The sequence below is a fragment of the Leifsonia poae genome (assembly GCF_050632865.1).
In the GTDB taxonomy this organism is placed as follows: Bacteria; Actinomycetota; Actinomycetes; order Actinomycetales; family Microbacteriaceae; genus Leifsonia; species Leifsonia poae_B.
The window spans coordinates 334,732-353,750 of sequence record NZ_JBODSA010000001.1 but is presented as its reverse complement, the minus strand read 5'-3'; the positions used below and the strand labels follow the sequence as shown (position 1 = coordinate 353,750).

The 19,019-nt window shown below is 71.5% G+C and carries 18 protein-coding genes and 3 pseudogenes; 9 read left to right on the top strand and 12 right to left on the bottom strand.

All coding sequences use genetic code 11. The annotated features are described in order from the left end of the window. Positions 1 to 74 precede the first annotated feature (74 nt). The 4 genes and pseudogenes from pheT to ACRAWB_RS01645 all read right to left on the bottom strand — a co-directional run bounded on the left by pheT (position 75) and on the right by ACRAWB_RS01645 (position 5,275). Positions 75 to 2,614: pseudogene (gene pheT, locus ACRAWB_RS01660) on the bottom strand (phenylalanine--tRNA ligase subunit beta). Then, a complete protein-coding gene (pheS, locus tag ACRAWB_RS01655) occupies positions 2,614 to 3,654 on the bottom strand; it encodes a phenylalanine--tRNA ligase subunit alpha (RefSeq protein ID WP_431351765.1) in 1,041 nt (346 codons plus the stop codon). Before pheS ends, pheT begins: the two are co-directional and overlap by 1 nt. Positions 3,655 to 3,730: 76 nt before the next feature. Next, positions 3,731 to 4,399: a GOLPH3/VPS74 family protein gene (locus ACRAWB_RS01650; RefSeq protein ID WP_431351764.1), complete on the bottom strand. Its 669-nt coding sequence runs from the start codon at positions 4,397 to 4,399 to the stop codon at positions 3,731 to 3,733. Positions 4,400 to 4,475: 76 nt separating this feature from the next. Beyond that, a pseudogene (locus ACRAWB_RS01645) lies at positions 4,476 to 5,275 on the bottom strand (TrmH family RNA methyltransferase). A 75-nt stretch (positions 5,276 to 5,350) separates the two neighbouring features. On the opposite strand from ACRAWB_RS01645, the gene ACRAWB_RS01640 reads away from it, so the two are divergent. Then, positions 5,351 to 5,788: a hypothetical protein gene (locus tag ACRAWB_RS01640; protein ID WP_431351763.1), complete on the top strand. Its 438-nt coding sequence runs from the start codon at positions 5,351 to 5,353 to the stop codon at positions 5,786 to 5,788. 6 nt (positions 5,789 to 5,794) lie between these two features. Here the strand turns inward: ACRAWB_RS01640 and ACRAWB_RS01635 are convergent, their stop codons facing one another. Next, the gene (locus ACRAWB_RS01635) at positions 5,795 to 6,373 is read right to left on the bottom strand and encodes a TetR/AcrR family transcriptional regulator (RefSeq protein WP_431351762.1); all 579 of its coding nucleotides are present in this window, start codon (positions 6,371 to 6,373) and stop codon (positions 5,795 to 5,797) included. Between the two features lie 78 nt (positions 6,374 to 6,451). On the opposite strand from ACRAWB_RS01635, the pseudogene ACRAWB_RS01630 reads away from it, so the two are divergent. Continuing rightward, positions 6,452 to 6,667: pseudogene (locus tag ACRAWB_RS01630) on the top strand (aldo/keto reductase); the annotation flags it as partial. Between the two features lie 95 nt (positions 6,668 to 6,762). Continuing rightward, complete coding sequence (locus ACRAWB_RS01625; RefSeq protein ID WP_431352689.1) at positions 6,763 to 7,335, top strand: aldo/keto reductase; 573 nt, start codon at positions 6,763 to 6,765, stop codon at positions 7,333 to 7,335. 65 nt (positions 7,336 to 7,400) lie between these two features. Here the strand turns inward: ACRAWB_RS01625 and rplT are convergent, their stop codons facing one another. From rplT to infC, 3 genes are read right to left on the bottom strand one after another with little or no spacing between them, the layout of a single operon-like run. Further along, positions 7,401 to 7,793 carry a 50S ribosomal protein L20 gene (rplT, locus tag ACRAWB_RS01620; protein ID WP_285113798.1) on the bottom strand — a complete coding sequence of 131 codons (393 nt, stop codon included), beginning with the start codon at positions 7,791 to 7,793 and terminating at the stop codon, positions 7,401 to 7,403. 33 nt (positions 7,794 to 7,826) lie between these two features. Then, positions 7,827 to 8,021 carry a 50S ribosomal protein L35 gene (gene rpmI, locus ACRAWB_RS01615; RefSeq protein WP_064111236.1) on the bottom strand — a complete coding sequence of 65 codons (195 nt, stop codon included), beginning with the start codon at positions 8,019 to 8,021 and terminating at the stop codon, positions 7,827 to 7,829. Further along, positions 8,021 to 8,677 carry a translation initiation factor IF-3 gene (gene infC / locus ACRAWB_RS01610; RefSeq protein WP_431352688.1) on the bottom strand — a complete coding sequence of 219 codons (657 nt, stop codon included), beginning with the start codon at positions 8,675 to 8,677 and terminating at the stop codon, positions 8,021 to 8,023. Before infC ends, rpmI begins: the two co-directional genes overlap by 1 nt. Positions 8,678 to 8,956: 279 nt before the next feature. Here infC and ACRAWB_RS01605 point away from each other — a divergent pair, with 279 nt between their 5' ends. Continuing rightward, complete coding sequence (locus ACRAWB_RS01605; protein ID WP_431351761.1) at positions 8,957 to 9,331, top strand: DUF1844 domain-containing protein; 375 nt, start codon at positions 8,957 to 8,959, stop codon at positions 9,329 to 9,331. A gap of 1 nt (position 9,332) precedes the next feature. Beyond that, the gene (locus tag ACRAWB_RS01600; RefSeq protein ID WP_431351760.1) at positions 9,333 to 11,132 is read left to right on the top strand and encodes a gamma-glutamyltransferase family protein; all 1,800 of its coding nucleotides are present in this window, start codon (positions 9,333 to 9,335) and stop codon (positions 11,130 to 11,132) included. Positions 11,133 to 11,135: 3 nt separating this feature from the next. Here ACRAWB_RS01600 and ACRAWB_RS01595 read toward each other — a convergent pair whose 3' ends face one another. The 3 genes from ACRAWB_RS01595 to ACRAWB_RS01585 are packed head-to-tail and all read right to left on the bottom strand — an operon-like array spanning position 11,136 to position 15,143. Next, positions 11,136 to 12,515, bottom strand: a complete 1,380-nt coding sequence (locus ACRAWB_RS01595) for a pyridoxal phosphate-dependent decarboxylase family protein (protein WP_431351759.1) — start codon at positions 12,513 to 12,515, stop codon at positions 11,136 to 11,138. 57 nt (positions 12,516 to 12,572) lie between these two features. Beyond that, complete coding sequence (locus ACRAWB_RS01590) at positions 12,573 to 14,003, bottom strand: amidase (RefSeq protein WP_431351758.1); 1,431 nt, start codon at positions 14,001 to 14,003, stop codon at positions 12,573 to 12,575. A gap of 9 nt (positions 14,004 to 14,012) precedes the next feature. Continuing rightward, positions 14,013 to 15,143 carry an alpha/beta hydrolase family protein gene (locus ACRAWB_RS01585; protein WP_431351757.1) on the bottom strand — a complete coding sequence of 377 codons (1,131 nt, stop codon included), beginning with the start codon at positions 15,141 to 15,143 and terminating at the stop codon, positions 14,013 to 14,015. 108 nt (positions 15,144 to 15,251) lie between these two features. Between ACRAWB_RS01585 and ACRAWB_RS01580 the strand changes: the two genes are divergently transcribed. Genes ACRAWB_RS01580 through ACRAWB_RS01570 form a run of 3 tightly spaced genes read left to right on the top strand, consistent with a single transcriptional unit; the run spans position 15,252 to position 17,316 of the window. Next, a complete protein-coding gene (locus tag ACRAWB_RS01580) occupies positions 15,252 to 15,638 on the top strand; it encodes a GntR family transcriptional regulator (protein WP_431351756.1) in 387 nt (128 codons plus the stop codon). After that, positions 15,635 to 16,546 carry an ABC transporter ATP-binding protein gene (locus ACRAWB_RS01575; protein ID WP_431351755.1) on the top strand — a complete coding sequence of 304 codons (912 nt, stop codon included), beginning with the start codon at positions 15,635 to 15,637 and terminating at the stop codon, positions 16,544 to 16,546. Before ACRAWB_RS01580 ends, ACRAWB_RS01575 begins: the two co-directional genes overlap by 4 nt. Next, complete coding sequence (locus ACRAWB_RS01570) at positions 16,543 to 17,316, top strand: hypothetical protein (protein ID WP_431351754.1); 774 nt, start codon at positions 16,543 to 16,545, stop codon at positions 17,314 to 17,316. The genes ACRAWB_RS01575 and ACRAWB_RS01570 overlap by 4 nt, the downstream gene beginning before the upstream one ends. A 193-nt stretch (positions 17,317 to 17,509) precedes the next feature. Here the strand turns inward: ACRAWB_RS01570 and ACRAWB_RS01565 are convergent, their stop codons facing one another. After that, complete coding sequence (locus ACRAWB_RS01565) at positions 17,510 to 18,595, bottom strand: hypothetical protein (protein ID WP_431351753.1); 1,086 nt, start codon at positions 18,593 to 18,595, stop codon at positions 17,510 to 17,512. Positions 18,596 to 18,662: 67 nt separating this feature from the next. Between ACRAWB_RS01565 and ACRAWB_RS01560 the strand changes: the two genes are divergently transcribed. Continuing rightward, the gene (locus tag ACRAWB_RS01560) at positions 18,663 to 18,998 is read left to right on the top strand and encodes a DMT family transporter (RefSeq protein ID WP_431351752.1); all 336 of its coding nucleotides are present in this window, start codon (positions 18,663 to 18,665) and stop codon (positions 18,996 to 18,998) included. The last annotated feature ends 21 nt before the right edge of the window (positions 18,999 to 19,019 follow it).

Genomic DNA, 19,019 nt, shown 5'->3' with positions numbered 1-19,019 from the left:
AACGACCGATCCCGGCCCCACCGCCACGCGGAAGAGCGTGACGGCGGACCGGGATCGGTGGATGCGGTGCTCCGCTACTCGCGGATGGTCGCCCCGTACAGCTCGCCGGCGCGGGCGGAGCCGGCCAGCTTGGCCTCGGACGCCTCGGCCGCGGTGAGGGTGCGGTCGTCGGCGCGGAAGCGGAGGGCGAAGGTGAGGCTCTTGCGTCCCTCCGGCAGGCCGGCGCCGCGGTAGTCGTCCACCAGGTGGATGTCCTCGAGCAGTTCGCCTGCGCCCTCGCGGACCGCTTGCAGCACGTCGCCCGCGGGGACGTCAGCTGCGACCACCAGGGAGAGGTCCTGCGTCGCGGCGGGGAAGCCGGCGATGACGCCCGCCACGATCTCCGGCGGCGCGATGGCGATCAGGGCGTCCAGGTCGAGCTCGAAGACGGCGACCACGCGCGGGAGGTCGAGTTCCTGGGCGAGAGCGGGCAGGAGTTCGCCCGCGTAGCCGACCGGAACCGTCTCGCCGTCGGCGCCGCGCGCGAGCAGCCGCGCGGTACGCCCGGGGTGGAGGGCCTGGTGCGACGACTGGGCCACGTCGACGGTCACGCCGACCGCCGCGGCGGTCTGACGCACCATGTCGAGGGCGTCGACCAGACCGGCCGGTACGGCGGCAGCACCGGGCCGCTTGGCGTGCACGTCGCCGACCACCAGGCCCGCGAGGTGACGCGGCTGCGCCGGGATGCCGGCGTTCAAGCCCGCGAGGATGTCCGACGACGGCAGCGCGGCCCCGGGCGGAAGCGTCTCGCTGCCGATCGAACCCTCGGACGGACGGAACACCGTGCCGAGCTCGTAGACCCGCAGGTCGACGAGTCCGCGGGCGAGGTTGCGCTTGGCGGCATCCACGAGCCCCGGCAGCAGCGAGGTGCGCAGGTAGGGCGCGGTCGCGTCCAGGGCGTTGGCGAGCCGGACGGCCGGGACGTGGCCGCCCGCCTCCGCCTGGCCGAACAAGTCGTTCTGCGCCTCGCTCACGAACGGGAACGCGAGCACTTCCGTCGCCCCGTTGTCCGCCAAGATCTGCGCGGCGGCGCGGCGGAGTCGCTGCTCCCGGGTCAGACCGCGTCCGGGAGGTGCGACCGGCAGCACCGAGGGGATGCGGTCGTAGCCGACGATGCGGGCGACCTCCTCGGCCAGGTCGGACTTGTCACGCAGGTCGGGACGCCAGGTGGGCGGCGCGACGAGCAGGGCACCGTCGGTCTCGGTCACGGCGCCGCCGATCTCGGCGAGGGCGCTGCGCACCTCGTCCTCGGTGTAGTCGACGCCGATGAGCGAGGAGATGTAGCCGTCGGGCAGGCGGATGGCCTCGACGGCCTCCGACGCGTCGAGCAGCGAGCCGAGGCCGTCGGCGTGGCCGCCGGCGAGCTGTTCGAGCAGCTGCACGACGCGGCCCGCGGCCGCGACGGCCACCTGCGGGTCGACGCCGCGCTCGAAGCGCTTGGACGCCTCGCTCGGCAGCTTGTGCCGGCGGGCGGTGCGCGCGATCGACACCGGGTCGAAGTTGGCCGCCTCGATGAGCACGTTGCGGGTGTCGGGGCCGATCTCGGTCGACGCGCCGCCCATGACGCCGGCCAGGCCGATCGCGCCGGAGTCGTCGGTGATCACGAGGTCTTCCGGGTCGAGGGTGCGGGTCTGGTCGTCGAGCGTGACCAGCTTCTCCCCGGCCTCGCGCGCCGCACCACGATGCCGCCGGACAGCTTGTCGAGGTCATAGCCGTGGATGGGCTGACCCAGCTCGAGCATCACGTAGTTCGTGATGTCGACGATCAGCGAGATCGAGCGGATGCCCGCGAGCTTGAGCCGCGCGATCATCCACGCCGGCGTCGGCCGGCTGCCGTCGACGTCGCGCACGACACGCGTGACGAACACGCTCGCGCCGACGCGGCCGCGGATGGGCGCAGCGTCGTCGATCGTCACCGAGAAGCCGCTGGCGGGCTCGGAGGTCGTCGGCACCGCGTCCGCCGGATCGCGGAACGCCGACCCGGTCGCGTGCGAGTACTCGCGGGCGATGCCGCGGATGGAGAACGCGTAGCCGCGGTCGGGCGTGACGTTGACCTCGACGGCCGCGTCGTCCAGCCCGAGCAGCGAGACCGCGTCGGTGCCGACCTCCGGGTCGAGGCCGAGCGTGCTGAGGCGCAGGATGCCGTCGTGGTCCTCGCCGAGTCCGAGCTCGCGCGCGGATGCAATCATGCCGTCGGACACGTGACCGTAGGTCTTGCGCGCGGCGATCGGGAACGGTCCGGGCAGGACGGCGCCGGGAAGCGTCACGACGACCTTGTCGCCCTCGAAGAAGTTGCGGGCGCCGCAGACGATGCCGCGCACGTCGGCGCCGCCGTCGGCCGCCGTCTCGCCCTCGGGCGCGACGCGCACCTGGCACCAGCGGATGGTCTTGCCGTTGCTCTGCGGCTCCTCGACGAACTCCAGCACCTGGCCGACGACGATCGGGCCGGACAGCTCGAAGGTGTGGATGTCCTCCTCCTCGAGCCCGACGGACACGAGGGCGGCGTGCACCTCCTCCGGCGTGGTGCCGGGCTCGAGGTCGACGAACTCGCCGAGCCAACTCAGGGGGACGCGCATCAGACCACCATTCCGAACTGCTGGGAGAACCGGACATCGCCCTCGGCCATGTCGCGCATGTCCTTGACGTCGTTGCGGAACATCAGGGCCCGCTCCACGCCCATCCCGAACGCGAAGCCGGAGTAGACGTCGGGGTCGATGCCCGCCGAGCGCAGGACGTTGGGGTTGACCATGCCGCAGCCGCCCCACTCGATCCAGCGCGCGCCGCCCTTGAAGGTCGGGTGCCACAGGTCGAGCTCGGCGCTCGGCTCGGTGAACGGGAAGTAGTTCGGGCGCAGGCGGACGCGCGCCTCGTCGCCGAACAGCGTCTTCACGAAGTGGTCGAGCGTGCCGCGGAGGTGCGCCATGGTGAGGCCCTTGTCGACGGCGATGCCCTCGGTCTGGGTGAAGACCGGGAGGTGCGTCGCGTCGAACTCGTCGGTGCGGAACACCCGGCCCGGCGCGATGCGGTAGACGGGGACCTGCTCACCCAGCAGAGCGCGCAGCTGCACCGGCGAGGTGTGGGTGCGCATCACGAGGTGGGCGTCGGTCGGCTCGACGAAGAAGGTGTCCTGCATCGCGCGCGCCGGGTGGTCGGCGTCGAAGTTGAGGGCGTCGAAGTTGTACCACTCGCTCTCGAGCTCAGGGCCCTCCGCGACCTCCCAGCCCATGCCGACGAAGATGTCGGCGATGCGCTCCTGGAGCAGGCTCAGCGGGTGACGCGCCCCGGGCGTCCAGCGCGACGGAAGCGCCGTGACGTCGACGGCCTCGGCGGCGAGCTGGGCCGCCTCCTCCGCCGCCGCGATCTCGGACTCCTTGGCCGCGAACGCCTGGTTGACGCGGGCGCGCGCACCGCCGACGAGCTTGCCCGCCGCGGCCTTCTGGTCGCCCGGCAGCGAGCGGATGCTCGCGTTGAAGCGCGCGAGCGGCGAGCCCTCGGCCGTGTGGTCGTGGCGCACCGTCTTCAGCGCGGCGGAATCGCTCGCGGCGTCGATCGCGGCGAGGGCCGCTCCGACCGCGGCCTCGACCTCCGATTCGGTGATCTGGGTGGTATCTGACACGGTCACCCAGTCTAGTCGGGGCCGGGGCGGGGTCCCGGCCCCGAACCCAAGCCTGTGGAGAGCGGCATCGGGAGCGTCAGAACGGCCCGACGTGGCCGAACAGCAGAATCAGGACGATGACGATCGCGGCGATGGCACGGCGGATGGCGCTGCGCACCGCAGCACCGGCCCACTCGCCCTGGACCACGGCCTGCACGCGCTCCTCGGTGGCGTGCGGGAACTGCTTGTCGAGGAGACGGCAGGCATGGAGAAGGGCGATGAGGGCAGCCTGGTCGGCGGTCGCCTCACGCTCGCCGCGCAGGACCGCGGCCAGCACCTCGCGGAGCTCGTTCTTGGGAAGCGCGTCGATCTCGGGATAGGCGTCGACCGGGAACGTGCTCAGCACCGTGCCGTGGCCGCGCGACAGGATGCCGCGGTCGACGAGGGTGCCGATCACATCGTCGGCGAGGTCTTTGTGCATGAGCGAGTAGACCCAGCGGGTCGGGGACTTGCGGGACGGCTTCGCCAGGATTCGCTGGTACGCGAGCGACGCGTACGAGCTCAGCGCACGGTCGGGGACGACGCCGGCGGGGATGACCTTGCCGTCGTCGATGGTGATGGCCTCGGCGAGAGCGAGCTCGCTGAGGACGGCACCGGCGAGGACCATCCGGCTCCGGTAGGAGTCCATCGCCCATCTGCCATCGGGATTGAGAAGCAGCAGGACGGTCTGCTGCGCGAGGGAGAGGTCGGTCTGGGTCGAGGTCATTGCGTCTGCTCCATTCCGGGTGCTTTGCGCCCTATCTATGAAGACGCGCGGCCCGGCTGAACGTGACGTGAACTCCTCAGGTGCGCTGGGCGAATGCCGACTCGTAGAGGCAGACGGAGGCGGCGGTGGCCAGGTTCATCGACTCCGCACGACCGTAGATCGGGACGGTGACGACGCGGTCCACCAGCTCCAGCAGGCCGTCGGCCAGTCCGTGCGCCTCGTTGCCGAACACCCAGGCGGTCGGACGCGCGAGCTCGCCGTCGCGGCGCGCGGCCAGCAGGTCCTCCCCTTGATGTCGGCGGCCAGCACCTGCAGTCCGGCGGTGTGCGCGCGCCCGACCACGTCGCCGAGGCCGGCCCCGACGGCGACCGGCACGTGGAACAGCGACCCGGTCGTGGAGCGGACGACCTTCGGGTTGTAGAGGTCGACGGTACGCCCGGTGAGCACGACGGCGTCGGCGCCGGCGGAGTCGGCGGCGCGGATGATCGTGCCCGCGTTGCCGGGGTCGCGCACCTCCTCCAGGATCGCGACGAGGCGCGGCTCGCCGGTGAAGATGTCGCGGATGGAGGTGGGGAACTGCCGGGCGACGGCGACGAAACCCTGCGGCGTGACGGTGTCGGCCATCGCGCCCAGCACATGCTCGGTGACGAACTCCACCTCGACGTCCGCCTCCGCCGCGGCACGTGCGATGTCGCCGTGCTTCTCGAGCGCCGTCGGCGTCGCGAACAGGTCGACCACGAGCTCGGGGCGGAAGGAGAGGGCTTCGGCGACGGCCTGGGGTCCTTCGAGGAGGAAGAGGCCGGTTTCGGAACGGGCCTGCCGCTTGGCGAGTTTGGCGACGGCCCTGACGCGCGGCGAGCGCGGGTTGTCCAGCATGGCACCAGCATATGGGTGCACTGAACCCGATCGCCTCGCGTCTCGTGTTACAGGAAAGCGGATGGAGGCTGAACGATGAGAACACTCGTCAAGGCGACACTGATCGCAGGCGGCGCGGCGGTCGCGCTCGGACTCGGCACGGCGGCGGCGGTCGCCGCGACCGGCGACGGCGGGCGGGATGACTCCCCGCGCATCGTGCAGCCCACCGGGACGCCGTCCCCGGCGGGCGAGGACCGCATCCCGCGGCCCACCCCGAGCGACCTGCCGACGGCGGTGCCGGTCCCGGCGCCCGACGACCACGGCGCCGACGACCCAGCCACCCACGACGTCGGCGACGACCACGGCGTCGACGACCCCGCGACCCATGACGTCGGCGACGACAACGGGGTCGACGACCCAGCCACCCACGACGTGGGCGACGACCACGGCGCAGCCGGCCACGGCGCCGACGACCCTGCCGGGCACGACGCGGGCGACGACCACGGTTCGGGCGGCCACGGCGCCGACGACTGAACCGCCCTACTCCCCCGTGCGCAGGCCGCGCACCAGCAGGTCGAGCAGCCGCTCGGCCTGCTCCGGGTCCTCGCTCTGCGCGGTCGTCAGAAACACCCCGATCATCCCGGCCGTGACGTCGTCGGCCTGAAGGCCCGGCTGGAGCACGCCCTGGTCCGCGCCGGCGACGAGGGCCGCGTCCACGACCTCGTTCACACGACGCCGCGTGTCCGCCGAGGCGGCGGCCGATCGCAGCGCACCGGCCCGGACGCTCTCCGCGAGCCCTCGCTTGGTGGCGATGAAGCCGCTGTAGTTCCGCATGAACTCTCGCAGGGCCTCATCGGCCGGGCGGGAGGCGAGCAGCGGTTCCATCGTCGCGAGCACCGCCTCCAACTCGCTCGCGTAGACCGCGGCGAGCAGTTCCTCGCGGGTCGCGAAGTTCCGGTACAGCGTCCCGATGCCGACCCCGGCCGCCCGCGCGATCGCCTCCAGCGAGGGATCGTCGCCGCCGCTGGTGAGCGCCGTCCGCGCCGCCTCGAGGATCGCCGCGCGGTTGCGCGCGGCGTCCGCTCGGGGGCGGCGGTCAGTGCGGGCGGCGTCGGTCAAAGTGGAGGTACCTCCGTTTTAATGCTACGGTCGCGATAGCGGAGGATCCTCCGCTTCATCCTCAGTCTAGGAGGTCCCATGCTCGGTAGCAGCACACGACCCGGCGGCACGTACGAACTCGGCGGACGCGAGGTCGCCCGCATCGGCTACGGCGCGATGGCCTTCGAACGCTTCGAAGGCGATCCGGACGCCGGGATCGCCCTCCTCCGCCGCGCGCTCGACCTCGGCATCGACCACATCGACACCGCCGACTTCTACGGCGACAGCGTCTCGAACGACATCCTGCGCCGCGCCGTCGGGGACGACCCCGCGGTGACCATCGTCACGAAGGTGGGGGCCGTCCGGGTGGACGCGCCGGTCCCCTCGCGCTCGCCCAGCGCCCGGAGCAGCTGCGCGATCAGGTCGAGGCGAACCTGCGGACCCTCGGACGCGAACGCCTCGACGTCGTCAACCTCCGCCGCCCCGAGGTGGGACCGGGCATCACCGTCTCCGACGACGAACTCGTCGACCTGGACGACCAGCTCGCCGTTCTCATGGAGCTGCGCGACGCCGGCGTGATCGGCGGCATCGGCCTGAGCGCCGTCCGCGAGGAGACCGTTCGGCGTGCGCTTCCCGCGGGCATCGTCTGCGTGCAGAACGCGTATTCGGTGCTCTCCCGCGCCTTCGAGGACGAGCTCGCCCTCTGCCGGGCCGAGGGAATCGCCTGGGTGCCCTACTTCCCCCTCGGCAGCGGCTTCCCGCAGCTCCCCAAGGTCGCCGACGACCCCGTCGTGCAGGAGATCGCGTCCGAGGTGGATGCGACGCCCGCGCAGGTGGGACTCGCCTGGCTGCTCGCGCACGCGCCGGACATCCTGCTCATCCCGGGCACCGGCAGCATCGCCCACCTCGAGGAGAACGCGGGCGCCGGGGACGTGCGACTCAGCGCCGAGCAGCAGTCGCGGCTCGACGCCCTCGGCGATTAGCGCCCGCAGACGCGAAACGGCCCGGCCGACGTGATGTCGACCGGGCCGTTACGTGTATGCGTGCGTTACGCCGCGGCGTCCGCCTTCGGGGCCGACGTGTCGGCCGGCAGCGCCTTCTTGGCGGTCTCGACGAGGGCCGCGAAGGTCGCGGGCTCGGTGATCGCCAGGTCGGCGAGGATGCGACGGTCGACCTCGACGCCCGCCAGGCCCAGGCCCTGGATGAAGCGGTTGTAGGTGAGGCCGTTGGCGCGGCTCGCGGCGTTGATCCGCTGGATCCAGAGGCGACGGAAGTCGCCCTTCTTCTGGCGACGGTCACGGTACGCGTAGACGAGGGAGTGGGTGACCTGCTCCTTCGCCTTGCGGTAGAGGCGCGACCGCTGACCGCGGTAGCCCTCGGCGCGCTCGAGGATGACCCGACGCTTCTTGTGGGCGTTGACAGCCCTCTTCACTCTTGCCATTAGTCGATTTCCTTCTTGAAGTAAGTGTCGGGATTACTTGCCGAGCATGCGGCGGATGACCTTGGCATCCACCTCGGGCACGACCTGCTCGGCGTTCAGGCGGCGCTTGCGGCTGCTCGACTTGACCTCGAGGTTGTGGCGCATACCGGACTGCTGCTTCATGACCTTGCCGCTGCCGGTGATCTTGAAGCGCTTCTTGGCGCCGGAGTGGGTCTTCTGCTTGGGCATTACTTCTCCTCGTTCGTCGCCTGGGCGGGCGAACTCTCGTCGGACTGAGCAGCATCCGCTGCGTCAGCAACCGGCTCCTGGTCGCGCCCCTGGGCGCGCGCCTTGGAGGCGGCACGTACTGCGTTGGCCTCTTGCTTGGCCTCGGCCTTGTTCTTGAGCGGGCTGATGATCATCACCATGTTGCGCCCGTCGATCGTGGGGTTGGACTCCACCGTGCCGAGCTCGGCGACGTCCTCCGCGAAGCGCTGCAGGAGGCGCACACCCTGCTCCGGACGCGACTGCTCGCGGCCTCGGAAGAGGATCATGGCCTTCACCTTGTCGCCGGACTTCAGGAAGCCCTCGGCGCGCTTGCGCTTGGTCTCGTAGTCGTGCTTGTCGATCTTGAGGCGGAACCGCACCTCTTTGAGGATGGTGTTCGCCTGGTTGCGCCGGGCCTCCTTGGCCTTCTGCGCAGCCTCGTACTTGAACTTGCCGTAGTCCATGATCTTGGCGACCGGCGGCTTGGAGTTGGGCGCGACTTCGACCAGGTCGAGGTCGGCCTCCTGCGCGAGTCGCAGTGCGACCTCGATCTTGACGACTCCGACCTGCTCTCCGCTGGGGCCTACGAGTCGAACTTCGGGGACGCGGATACGGTCATTCGTACGGGGATCGCTGATGTCTTTCTCCTCTGATCAAGCGATGCTTCTCGGCCACGGATCATCGGTGACGATCCGGCGAAAGAGGAGGTTCCACGCACCAGCACGGCCTGCGATCCGGATTCGAAAATCCATACCGCAGGCCTGGTACAACACCCTGACTACCACCGCGTTCGCACGCGGTGGCGGAGTGCAACAACCCGGTAACCTGTATAGCGGTCAAGCGCGGGTGGGAGGAATCTCCACTTTCGTACCGGGACAGATGCCCCGGAGCCTGAAGAATTCTAGCAGAGGAAAGCAGTGAGCGACACATCCTTCACCTTCGACGACTCGGGCGCCTTCAATGACGGCGTCGCGGATGCCACGCGCGACATCGCGGAAGTGCCCGCTGTCGAGGTAATCACCACCACCGCGGTCCACCTGATGAGCGCGGCCGCCGTCAAGTGCGGCCTGGCCGACGACCCGGAGCACCAAACCGACCTGGATGAGGCGCGCAAGCTGATCGACGCCCTCGCCGGCCTCGTCACGGCGAGCGCGCAGCACGTGGGCGACCAGCACGCACGCAGCCTCCGCGACGGCCTCCGGTCGCTGCAGCTGGCCTTCCGCGAGGCGTCCGCGATCCCGGACGAGATCGGCAAGGGCCCCGGCGAGAAGTACACCGGCCCCGTCAGCTGACATGGCCTTCACCCCTCCCCCGGCCTTCACCACCCGGCCGACCCTGCAGGGTCGCTTCGGGATGAGCGCGTCCACCCACTGGCTGGCGACCGCCTCGGCGCAGGCAGTGCTGGAGCGCGGCGGCAACGCGTTCGACGCCGCCGTCGCGGGCGCGTTCGTGCTGCACATCGTCGAGCCGCACCTGAACGGTCCGGGCGGCGACCTGGTCGCGCTGTTCGCGACGGCCGAGGACCCGAGGCCGGTCGTCCTGTCCGGCCAGGGGCCGGCGCCGGTGGGGGCGACGCGCGAGCACTACCTCGCCGAGGGGCTTGAGCTGGTGCCCGGCGCGGGTGCTCTCGCCGCGGCGGTGCCCGGCGCGGTGGATGCGTGGCTGCTGCTGCTGAAGGACCACGGCACCTGGGAGCTCTCCGACGTGCTGGCGTTCGCCCTCGACTACGCCGAGAACGGGCACCCCGTGCTCGAACGCGTGTGCACGACCATCCGCACGGTCGCACCGCTGTTCGCCGAGCACTGGCCGACGTCGGCCGAGCGGTGGATGCCCGGCGGCCACATCCCGGAGCCCGGCGAGGTGATCGTCGACCGGGCGTACGCGCGGGTGCTGCGCGGGTTGATCGCCGCGGGTGCCGCCGCAGGATCGCGGGAGGACCGCATCGAGGCGGCCAGGACCGAGTGGTCGACCGGCTTCGTCGCGCGGGCCGCGGCGGCCTTCGTGCGGACACCGCACCGGCACTCCGACGGCGCCGACCATGCGGGCGTCATCGCCGAGCAGGACTTCGCCGGCTACCGAGCGCAGTATGAGGACGCGGTGACCGTGGAGTTCCGCGGGCACACCATCGCCAAGACGAACGCGTGGAGCCAGGGTCCCGCCCTGTTGGAGACGCTGGCCATCCTTGACGGCTTCGCCGACGACGAACGGCTGGACCCGTCGACCGAGCTCGGCGCACACACCGTGCTGGAGGCGCAGAAGCTGGCCTACGCCGACCGCGACGCCTACTTCGGCGACGCCCGCGTGCCGGTCGAGGCGCTGCTCTCGCCGGAGTACGCGGCGTCGCGCCGGGAGCTGATCGGAGATCGCGCGTCGGCGGAGTTCCGCCCGGGGCGCGTCCCGGGCGCCGATCCGTTCTTCCCGCCGCTGCGCACCGAGTACACGCCGCCGTCGGGCGTCGCCGCGGAGGGCGTCGGCGAGCCGACCGTCTCACGCACCGGCGAGACCCGCGGCGACACATGCCACATCGACGTCGTGGACCGCTGGGGCAACATCGTCTCGGCCACTCCCTCCGGCGGCTGGCTGCAGTCGTCGCCGACCATCCCTGAGCTCGGCTTCTGCCTCGGCACGCGCCTGCAGATGACCTGGCTGGAGGAGGGATCCGCGTCCACGCTCACGCCCGGCAAGCGACCGCGCACGACGCTGACGCCGACGCTCGTGCTCCGTGACGGCATCCCGGTGACCGCCCTCGGCTCGCCCGGCGGCGACCAGCAGGACCAGTGGCAGCTCCTCTACCTGCTCCGCACGATCGTCGGCGGGTACACGCCGCAGCAGGCGATCGACGCGCCGGCGCTGCACACGACGTCCATCGCCGAGTCGTTCTGGCCGCGCACGTGGGTGCCCGCCGGCGCGGTCGTGGAGTCGCGGCTGGGCGACGCGGTGATCGCGGGGCTCGAGGCGCGCGGGCACGGCGTGGCGCGGGCGGGCGACTGGACGCTGGGGAGGCTGTCGTCGGTCGGCCGGGATGCCGCGACGGGCATCCTGAGCGCGGCGGCCAATCCGCGCGGGATGCAGGGGTACGCGGCCGGACGGTGATCCTCAGGCGACCGACGCCGCCGCGCGGGCGACCGCATCCACGGTCCGCTGCGCCTCCGCCGCATCCGTGAGCCAATTGCTGACCGAGAAGCGCAGCACCGCGCGCCCGTGCCACGTCGACGGCGACGCGAGCGCGGTCCCGTCGGCCAGCAGCGCGGCGCCGATCGCCCGCGTCCGCTCTTCGTCGCCGAACGCCGCGCAGACCTGGGTGTAGACGACCTCGTTCAGGATCTCGCCGCCCGGGATGCCGCGGATGCCGTCTGCGATCACCGTCGCCGCGTCGGCGAGCTGCTGCACCAGCTCCGCCACCCCCGATCGCCCGAGCTGGGCGAGCGTCGCGTACACCGGCACGCCGCGGGCGCGGCGGGACAGCTCCGGCACCCGGTCCGACGGGTCGGCGACCGTGTCCGACGAGGCCAGGTAGGCCGCGTGCTGCGCCATCGTGCGGTGCAGCGCGGCGGGATCGGCGACCGCCACGATCCCGCAGTCGTAGGGGACGTTGAGGGTCTTGTGCGCGTCCGTCGCCCACGAGTCGGCCTGCTCCGCGCCGGCCATCAGCGGCCGCAGGCCCGGAGCCGCAGCGGCCCACAGGCCGAACGCGCCGTCGACGTGCACCCACGCGCCCGCGGTGTGCGCCACCTCGATCGCCTCCGCGAACGGGTCGAAGGCGCCCGAGTGGATGTTGCCCGCCTGCAGCACGACGATGGCCGGTCCTTCCCCATCGTCGAGCGCGGACCGGAGAGCGTCCACGCGCATCCGGCCCTGGTCGTCGACATCTATCGCGCGCCCGTGCCCGAGCCCTGCTATCGCCGACGCGCTGTCGACGGAGCCGTGACGTTCGGCCCCGACGAGGACCCGCACCCTCGGTCCTCCGGCCAGCCCGTCGGCGGCGGCGTCCCATCCGGCGCGCCGCAGCACCTCGTCGCGCCCGGCCAGCATTCCGGTGACGTTGGCGAGCGTGGCGCCCGTCACGAATCCGACCTCGGAACCGGACGGAAGCCCGAGCAGGTCGACCAGCCACCCCGCCGCCAGCTCCTCCGCCCCGGCGACGCCGGGGGTCACCGACCGCAGCCCGTTGTTCTGGTCCCACGCGGACGTCAGCCAGTCAGCGCCCAGCGCGACCGGCTGCGCGCCGCCCATCACCCAGCCGTGGAACCGCGGCGAATGGATGCGCATCAACCCGGGCTCTGCGCCGCGCGCGAGCGACCGCAGCACGGTCACGGGATCGGGCCCGCGATCCGGCAGCGCGCGGCCGAGCGCGTCCTTCACCTGCTCCACGTCGGCGGTCGGCGGGATCGGCCCGTCGCGCACGCCCTCGAGCCACCGCCCGGCGAGCGCCACCGCTTCGTCGAGCACCGGACCGAACTCGTCTCGATCGCTCACACGCGAAGGCTAGCCCTCACCCCCGGGGTGCGCACCAGACCGCGTTCGCGGCCGCTCTCACCAGATCGGAGGCCGCCGCTCCTGCCAACGGATGCGGCGCTCCAGCTGGGTCGCCAGCGAGAGCAGCGTCCGTTCGCCGCCGGGCCGGCCGATCAGCTGCACGCCCATCGGCACGCCCTCCTCGGTGACCGACACCGGCAGCACGATCGCCGGAAGGCCCGTGACGTTGAGCATGGAGGTGAACGGCGTGTACTGCACCTGCTGCTCGAAGTTGCGCTCGCCGTCCTCCTGGTCGTACCAGCCGATCGGGCGCGGGGTGAGCGCCATCGCCGGTGTCAGCACCGCGTCGAACGACGAGAGCTGCTGGATGAACGACCGCTCGTAGGCGGTCAGTGTCGCCAGCGCCTCGCCGAGCTCGCGAGCGCTCAGGGCGCGGCCGCGCTCGACCAGCCAGGCCGTCAGCGGCTCCAGCAGGTCGAGGACTTCGCCCTCGGCGGGGATCCGCGCGGCGCCCGCCTGCCAGATGGTCCGGAACGCGGGTGCGTACGTGTCGTCCGGCTCCAGGGCGGTGTCCTCGAGGCCGTGACCCATGGTGTCCAGGAGCTCGGCCGCCTTCGCCACCGCATCCAGGGCCTCCGGCGCGATCGTGATGTCGTACGCGCCGTCCCATGCCGAGGTGGTCATCACGCCGAGCTGGAACCGCCCCTCGCCGCGGACCGCGGTGCCGAGGAACGGGCCGTCGTCGTCGTATGGCGCACGGAGCGTGTAATGGTGGTCGATCGTCCCGTCCGACCGCTTCGCGATCATCCCGTCGAGCAGGAGGGCCGCGTCGGCCACCGTGCGGGCCAGCGGCCCGTCCACGACGAGACCGGCCAGCGAGGGGATGCCGCTGCCCGCGGGGACCAGCCCGCGCGACGGCTTCAAACCGACGAGACCGCACGCCGCCGCGGGGATGCGGACCGACCCGCCGCCGTCCGAGCCCGGGGCGAAGGGCAGCATCCCGCTCGCGACCGCGACGGCCGCTCCCCCGCTCGACCCGCCGGCGCCGAGGTCGGGGTTCCACGGGTTGCGCGCGGGCGGCGCGGCCAGCGACTCGGTGTAGGCGGGCAGGCCGAACTCGGGAGCGTTCGTCTTGCCGAGGCTGATCGCGCCCGCCGCGTCCAACTGCTCGACGATCTCGTCGCTCTCCTCCGGCACGAAGCCGGCCATCGCCCGTGAGCCGAAGCCGGTCGGGACACCGGCGCGCTGCCAGAGGTCCTTGTCGCCGGAGGGCAGCCCCCAGAGCGGAGCGGTCTTCGGCACGCTCTCCGCGACCTCGTCGGCGCGGCGGAGGGCGGCATCCCGGGTCACGGTGACGAAGGCGCCGAGCCGGGGATTCAGCCGTTCGATGCGGTCGAGGTAGTGCGCGGCGAGCTCGCGCGGCGACACGCGCCCCGTCTGCAGCTCCTGCCAGAGTTCCAGCGCGGTCAGCTCGTGGAGGTCGGCCATGCGCCCAGGCTAACGCGGTTCGATGAACTCGATGATCGCCCGGTTGAAGGCCGCCGGATCGACGTTGTACTCCCAGCCGTGCTCGGCGGGCGAGAGCTCCACCAGACGCACGTGATCCGGGTTCGCCATCGCGAACAGCACCGACGACGCCAGCGGGACCTGCCGATCCCCGTCGGAATGGATGATCAGGGTCGGCAGCGTCAGCCTCCCTGGCCGCCCCCAGCTCAGCAGGTCGAAGTCGATCGGCTCCGGCAGGCCCACCCGCGCACTGGCACGACGGTCGGCGAGCGTTCGGATCGCCAGGGCCGCCGCCCACCACGGCACACCGCGGTCGGCGGCCGTGGACCGGATCGCCGCGCGCCAGTCGGTGACCGGGCCGATGAGGATCAGCCGGTCGATCAGGTCGCGGTGCGCGCTCCGTTCGGACAGCTGAAGGGCGATGGTCCCGCCCAGCGACCAGCCGACCAGCACCACCCGCTCGGCCCCGTGGTCGCGCGCGTAGCCGATCGCCGCATCCACGTCCTCCCACTCGGTCATGCCCAGTGTCGTGACGCCGCCGTGGACGTCCGGTGCCTCGCCGTCACCACGGAAGGAGACGACCAGCGACGTCATCCCCAGGGCCTCGGCCGCGGGCACCGATCGCAGGGCCGTGATGCGGGTCGTTCCCCAGCCGTGGATGTGGATGGCCCACGTCGCGGGACGGCGGGGCCGGGCCGGCGGGATCACCCAGGCCGGCGCAGCGCCGCCGGAGACCTCGACGGCGACCTCCCGGTACGGCCGCCGAAGCGCTTCGGAGCCCGGATGCAGCTGCCCCGTCCAGTACCCCACCTCGGCGTCCTCGAGCGGACCCGACACGTGCAGCAGTTCCCGGGTGACGGTGCCTGCCGCGTGATCCCGGCCGCGGATGGGGCCGACGACGGCGTGCCCGTCCGTGCCGAACCAGAGCCCGAACTGCCCGCGATGGAGGGTGCGGCGGTCCGCGTCCAACGTCACGGAGGACGCGGTGCACGCCCGGATGCGGGTCGCGGGACGCGGACGGGGACGCACGATCCGGTGCGCCAGGCGCCGTGCCGCCCGGCGCGCGACCCACACGGAGACGACGCACGCAGCGGCGACGACGGCGAAGATGATCCACCCCATACCCAGTAGGACGACCTGTCTGCGGTTTCGTGACGCGAATTCGCTCTTGACATGGCGGGGTGGAGCCTGGTTGGTTAGTTACATGAGTAATGAACCGGTGAAGCTCGGATGATCGACGAAGGCAAGCCGATCTTCGTCCAGATCGCCGAACAGCTCGAAGACGACATCCTCGACGGGGTCTACCCCGCCGAGACGCAGGTGCCGTCGACGAACGAGTTCGCGGCGTTCCACCGGATCAACCCCGCGACGGCGGGCAAAGGCATGGGTCTCCTGGTCGACGAGGGGATCCTCTACAAGAGGCGGGGGATCGGGATGTTCGTCACCGAAGGAGCACGCGAGCGGCTGATCGCCAAGCGCCGCGACGCCTTCCCGGAGGAATTCCTCCGTCCCCTCCTGGCGGAGGCCGCCAAGCTCGGCATCGACTCCGGCCAGCTCACCCGCATGATCGAGACGGCCGCCGCGGCGCCGTCACCCACGAAAGGACTGAGCGCATGAGCGCCACCCTGGCCTTCCCCGGACCTGCCGTGCAGGTCGCCGGGCTCACCAAGCGGTTCGGGTCGTTCACCGCGATCGACGACGTCTCCCTCACCATCGCGCCGAACCGCATCCACGGCCTGCTCGGCCGCAACGGCGCCGGCAAGACGACGCTGATGCAGCTGATCACGGGCCAGGACTTCCCGACCGACGGCGACATCCGCGTCTTCGGCGAGCACCCCACCGAGAACGCCCGCGTGCTGCAGAACCTCTGCTTCATCAAGGAGAGCCAGCGCTACCCGGAGGACTTCCAGCCCAAGCACGTCTTCCGCAGCGCCCCCTGGTTCTTCGAGAACTGGGACGCGGACTTCGCCGATCAGCTCATCGAGGAGTTCCGCGTGCCGCTCGACCGGCGCATCAAGAAGCTGTCGCGCGGCCAGCTGTCGGCGGTCGGCGTGATCGTCGGCCTCGCGTCCCGCGCCCCGCTCACGTTCTTCGACGAGCCGTACCTCGGGCTCGACGCGGTCGCCCGGCAGCTGTTCTACGACCGGCTGCTGGAGGACTTCGCGGAGCACCCCCGCACGGTGGTGCTCTCCACCCACCTGATCGACGAGGTGGCCAACCTGCTGGAGCAGGTGGTCGTCATCGACCAGGGATGCATCCTCATGGACGAGGACGCCGACACGCTGCGCACCTCCGCCACCACCGTGGTCGGGCAGCGCGGGACCGTCGACGCCTTCGTCCGCGGACGCGACGTGCTGCACCGCGACGGGCTCGGCGGACTCGCCTCCGTCACGGTGGCCGGGCTCGGTCCGGCCGACCGGGCGGAGGCCGCCGCCGCGGGTCTCGAACTCGCGCCGGTGTCGCTGCAGCAGCTCATCGTCCGCAAGACCGACATCCGCGAGACAGGAATCGAGCAGAGCGCATGACCGCAGCACATCCCGCACCCGCCCTCCTGGCGGCCCCGGCCGTCGGCGAACGCATCTGGCGCGTGGTCAGACTGAACCTCGTCAACAAGTGGACGACGATCTACCTGCCCGTCATGATCATGGCCTTCATCGGGCTGGTGAACTGGCTGATCTGGTGGATCATCTGGGCGGCGACCCCACCGACCGACCGAGCGGACGCGATGGACGGCACGCAGTGGAGCGGCGGAGCCTTCTACATCTTCGTGTACATGCTGGTGGTCGGCATCCAGGTGATCGCGGCCACATTCCCGTTCGCCCTCGGCTACAGCGTGACCCGCCGCGACTTCGCTCTCGGCTCGGCGCTGACCTTCCTCATGCTGGCGGCCGGCTACGCGGTCGGCTTCACGATCCTGTCGGCGCTCGAGGAGTGGACGAACGGCTGGGGACTCGGCGGCCACCTGTTCACCTCGGTGTACTTCGGAGGCGCGAACCTCGGCGAGCGGCTGTTCGTGGTCTTCGGATCGATGCTGTTCTTCTTCGCCGTCGGCGCGTTCTCCGCGGCGCTGTTCATGCGGTGGCGGATGTTCGGCATCCTCGTCGCGGGAGCGGCGGTCGCCCTGATCGTCGTCGGGGCGGTCGCGCTGATCACCTTCACGCAGAGCTGGCCGGCGGTCGGCGAGTGGTTTCTCGCGAGCGGGCCGGTCGGGGTGACGGCGTGGCTGCTCGTCCCGACCGCGGTCGCGGCCGGCGGCGCGTACCTGTCGCTCTCCCGGGCGACGCCCCGCAGCTGAACCGGGACGGCATCCACCGGACATGGACGTGGCCGGGAGCTGTGCGCTCCCGGCCACGGTTTCATGCCATCGGCCTCACTCGGCCGGCGCGGCATCCGCTCCGTCCGACGATGTCGTCGCCCTCAGGCTAGGTGGCGGCGGCGACGGGCGACGGAACGTGCGGTGAACTCATAGGGGACCGATACGGCGCTCCTCAGGACAGGTTCTCGATCACCGCTCGGGCGACGGCGAGGAGCTGGTCGTCGGTGAGGGCGACCGAGCCGACCTGCACCCAGCTGTTCTTCACCTTCACGTCGAGCAACGTGTCCCGACTCGGCGTCGTGTCGCCCGGAACCGTCGATCCCGGGCGCGAGAAGTAGGCCTCCTCGCCGATCGCGGCGCGACGGATATCCGTGGTCCCGGCCAGGGGATGCTCGTGCCGGTCGTCGAAGCCGAAGCCCCCGCCCGGGAGCACACCGACCGAGAACCCCTCGCTGCCGTCGGCGATGAAGAAAGCCCAATTCCCGCCGACGATCTCAGAGGAACCGAGTGCGGAGACCTCGTTCTCTCCTCCCTCCGACTTGACCACGCGGAGCGGCCCGGTGCCGGCCGCGGCCTGCAGCCGGTCGAGGGGCGCGAAGTCGTCCGTCGTCGTCACGCCGCGCAACGAACCGCCCTGCGGCTGCCAGAGCGGACCCGGCGCCCCGAGGCCGGCGACAACCGACCGGGCGGAGTCGAACACGGCGCGCGCGGCGGTCTGGTCGATGCTGCCGGATCCGACCGAAACGGTCCCCAGCCACTGGTAGCCGTCGCGCGTCCCGCCGAACGCGCAGGTCGCCGGGCTGAGACCCCCGCAGACGAAGAACGGGTCGGACTGATCCTCCGCGCCCGAGTTGCCCTTGAAGAAGGAGAAGGCGTCCGGGCTCGAACCGGGGAGCACGCCGACCCAGACCGAGGGCTTCAGCCAGGGCTGCGTCGGATCGGTGATGCCGCCCTCCCACGAGCACACCAGCGCGCCCACGCGTCGGTCGGCGTACATCAGCGCGCTGTGGCCGCCGGGGAGGTCGCTCGCGAGGGCCACATGCGTCCCGGTCGCCGCATCCCGGACGGCCGCGGGCACGAGCTGGTCGCAAGTGGCCGGCACGCGCACGGTCGGCGCGGAGGCGACCGTGGGTGTCGGGCTCTGACTGGCGACCGCGGTGGTCGTAGGCCCCGATCCTCCCGGCGTGGGGGCCGCACAGCCGCTCATGATCCCCAGCAGGGCGGCGGCGACCGCGATGATGCCGAACCTCTTCTTCATGGATCCCCCTGATCCGCTCCTGATGGAGCCTCATTCCATTAGTGTCCGGTACCGCTACTTTGGTTCCGTGCTGGGCTATCTCTTCCTCGCGGTCGCCATCGCGACCGAGGTCGTCGCGACCACGTTCCTCAAGTTCACCGCGGGCGAGAACGCCAGATGGTGGGCCTTCGTCATCGTCGTGGTCGGCTACGTCGCATCCTTCTTCGCGCTGTCGCTCGCGCTGGGCCGCGGCGTGCCGCTCGGGATCGCCTACGCGATCTGGTCGGCCGTCGGCGTCGCCGCCATCGCGATCATCTCGTGGGTGTTCTTCAAGGAATCGCTCACCTGGCTGCAGATCGCGGGGCTGGTGCTCGTGATCGGCGGTGTCGGGCTGCTCGAGCTCGGAGCGAAGCACCCGGCCTGAGCGAGGGCTCCGCCGGCGCCG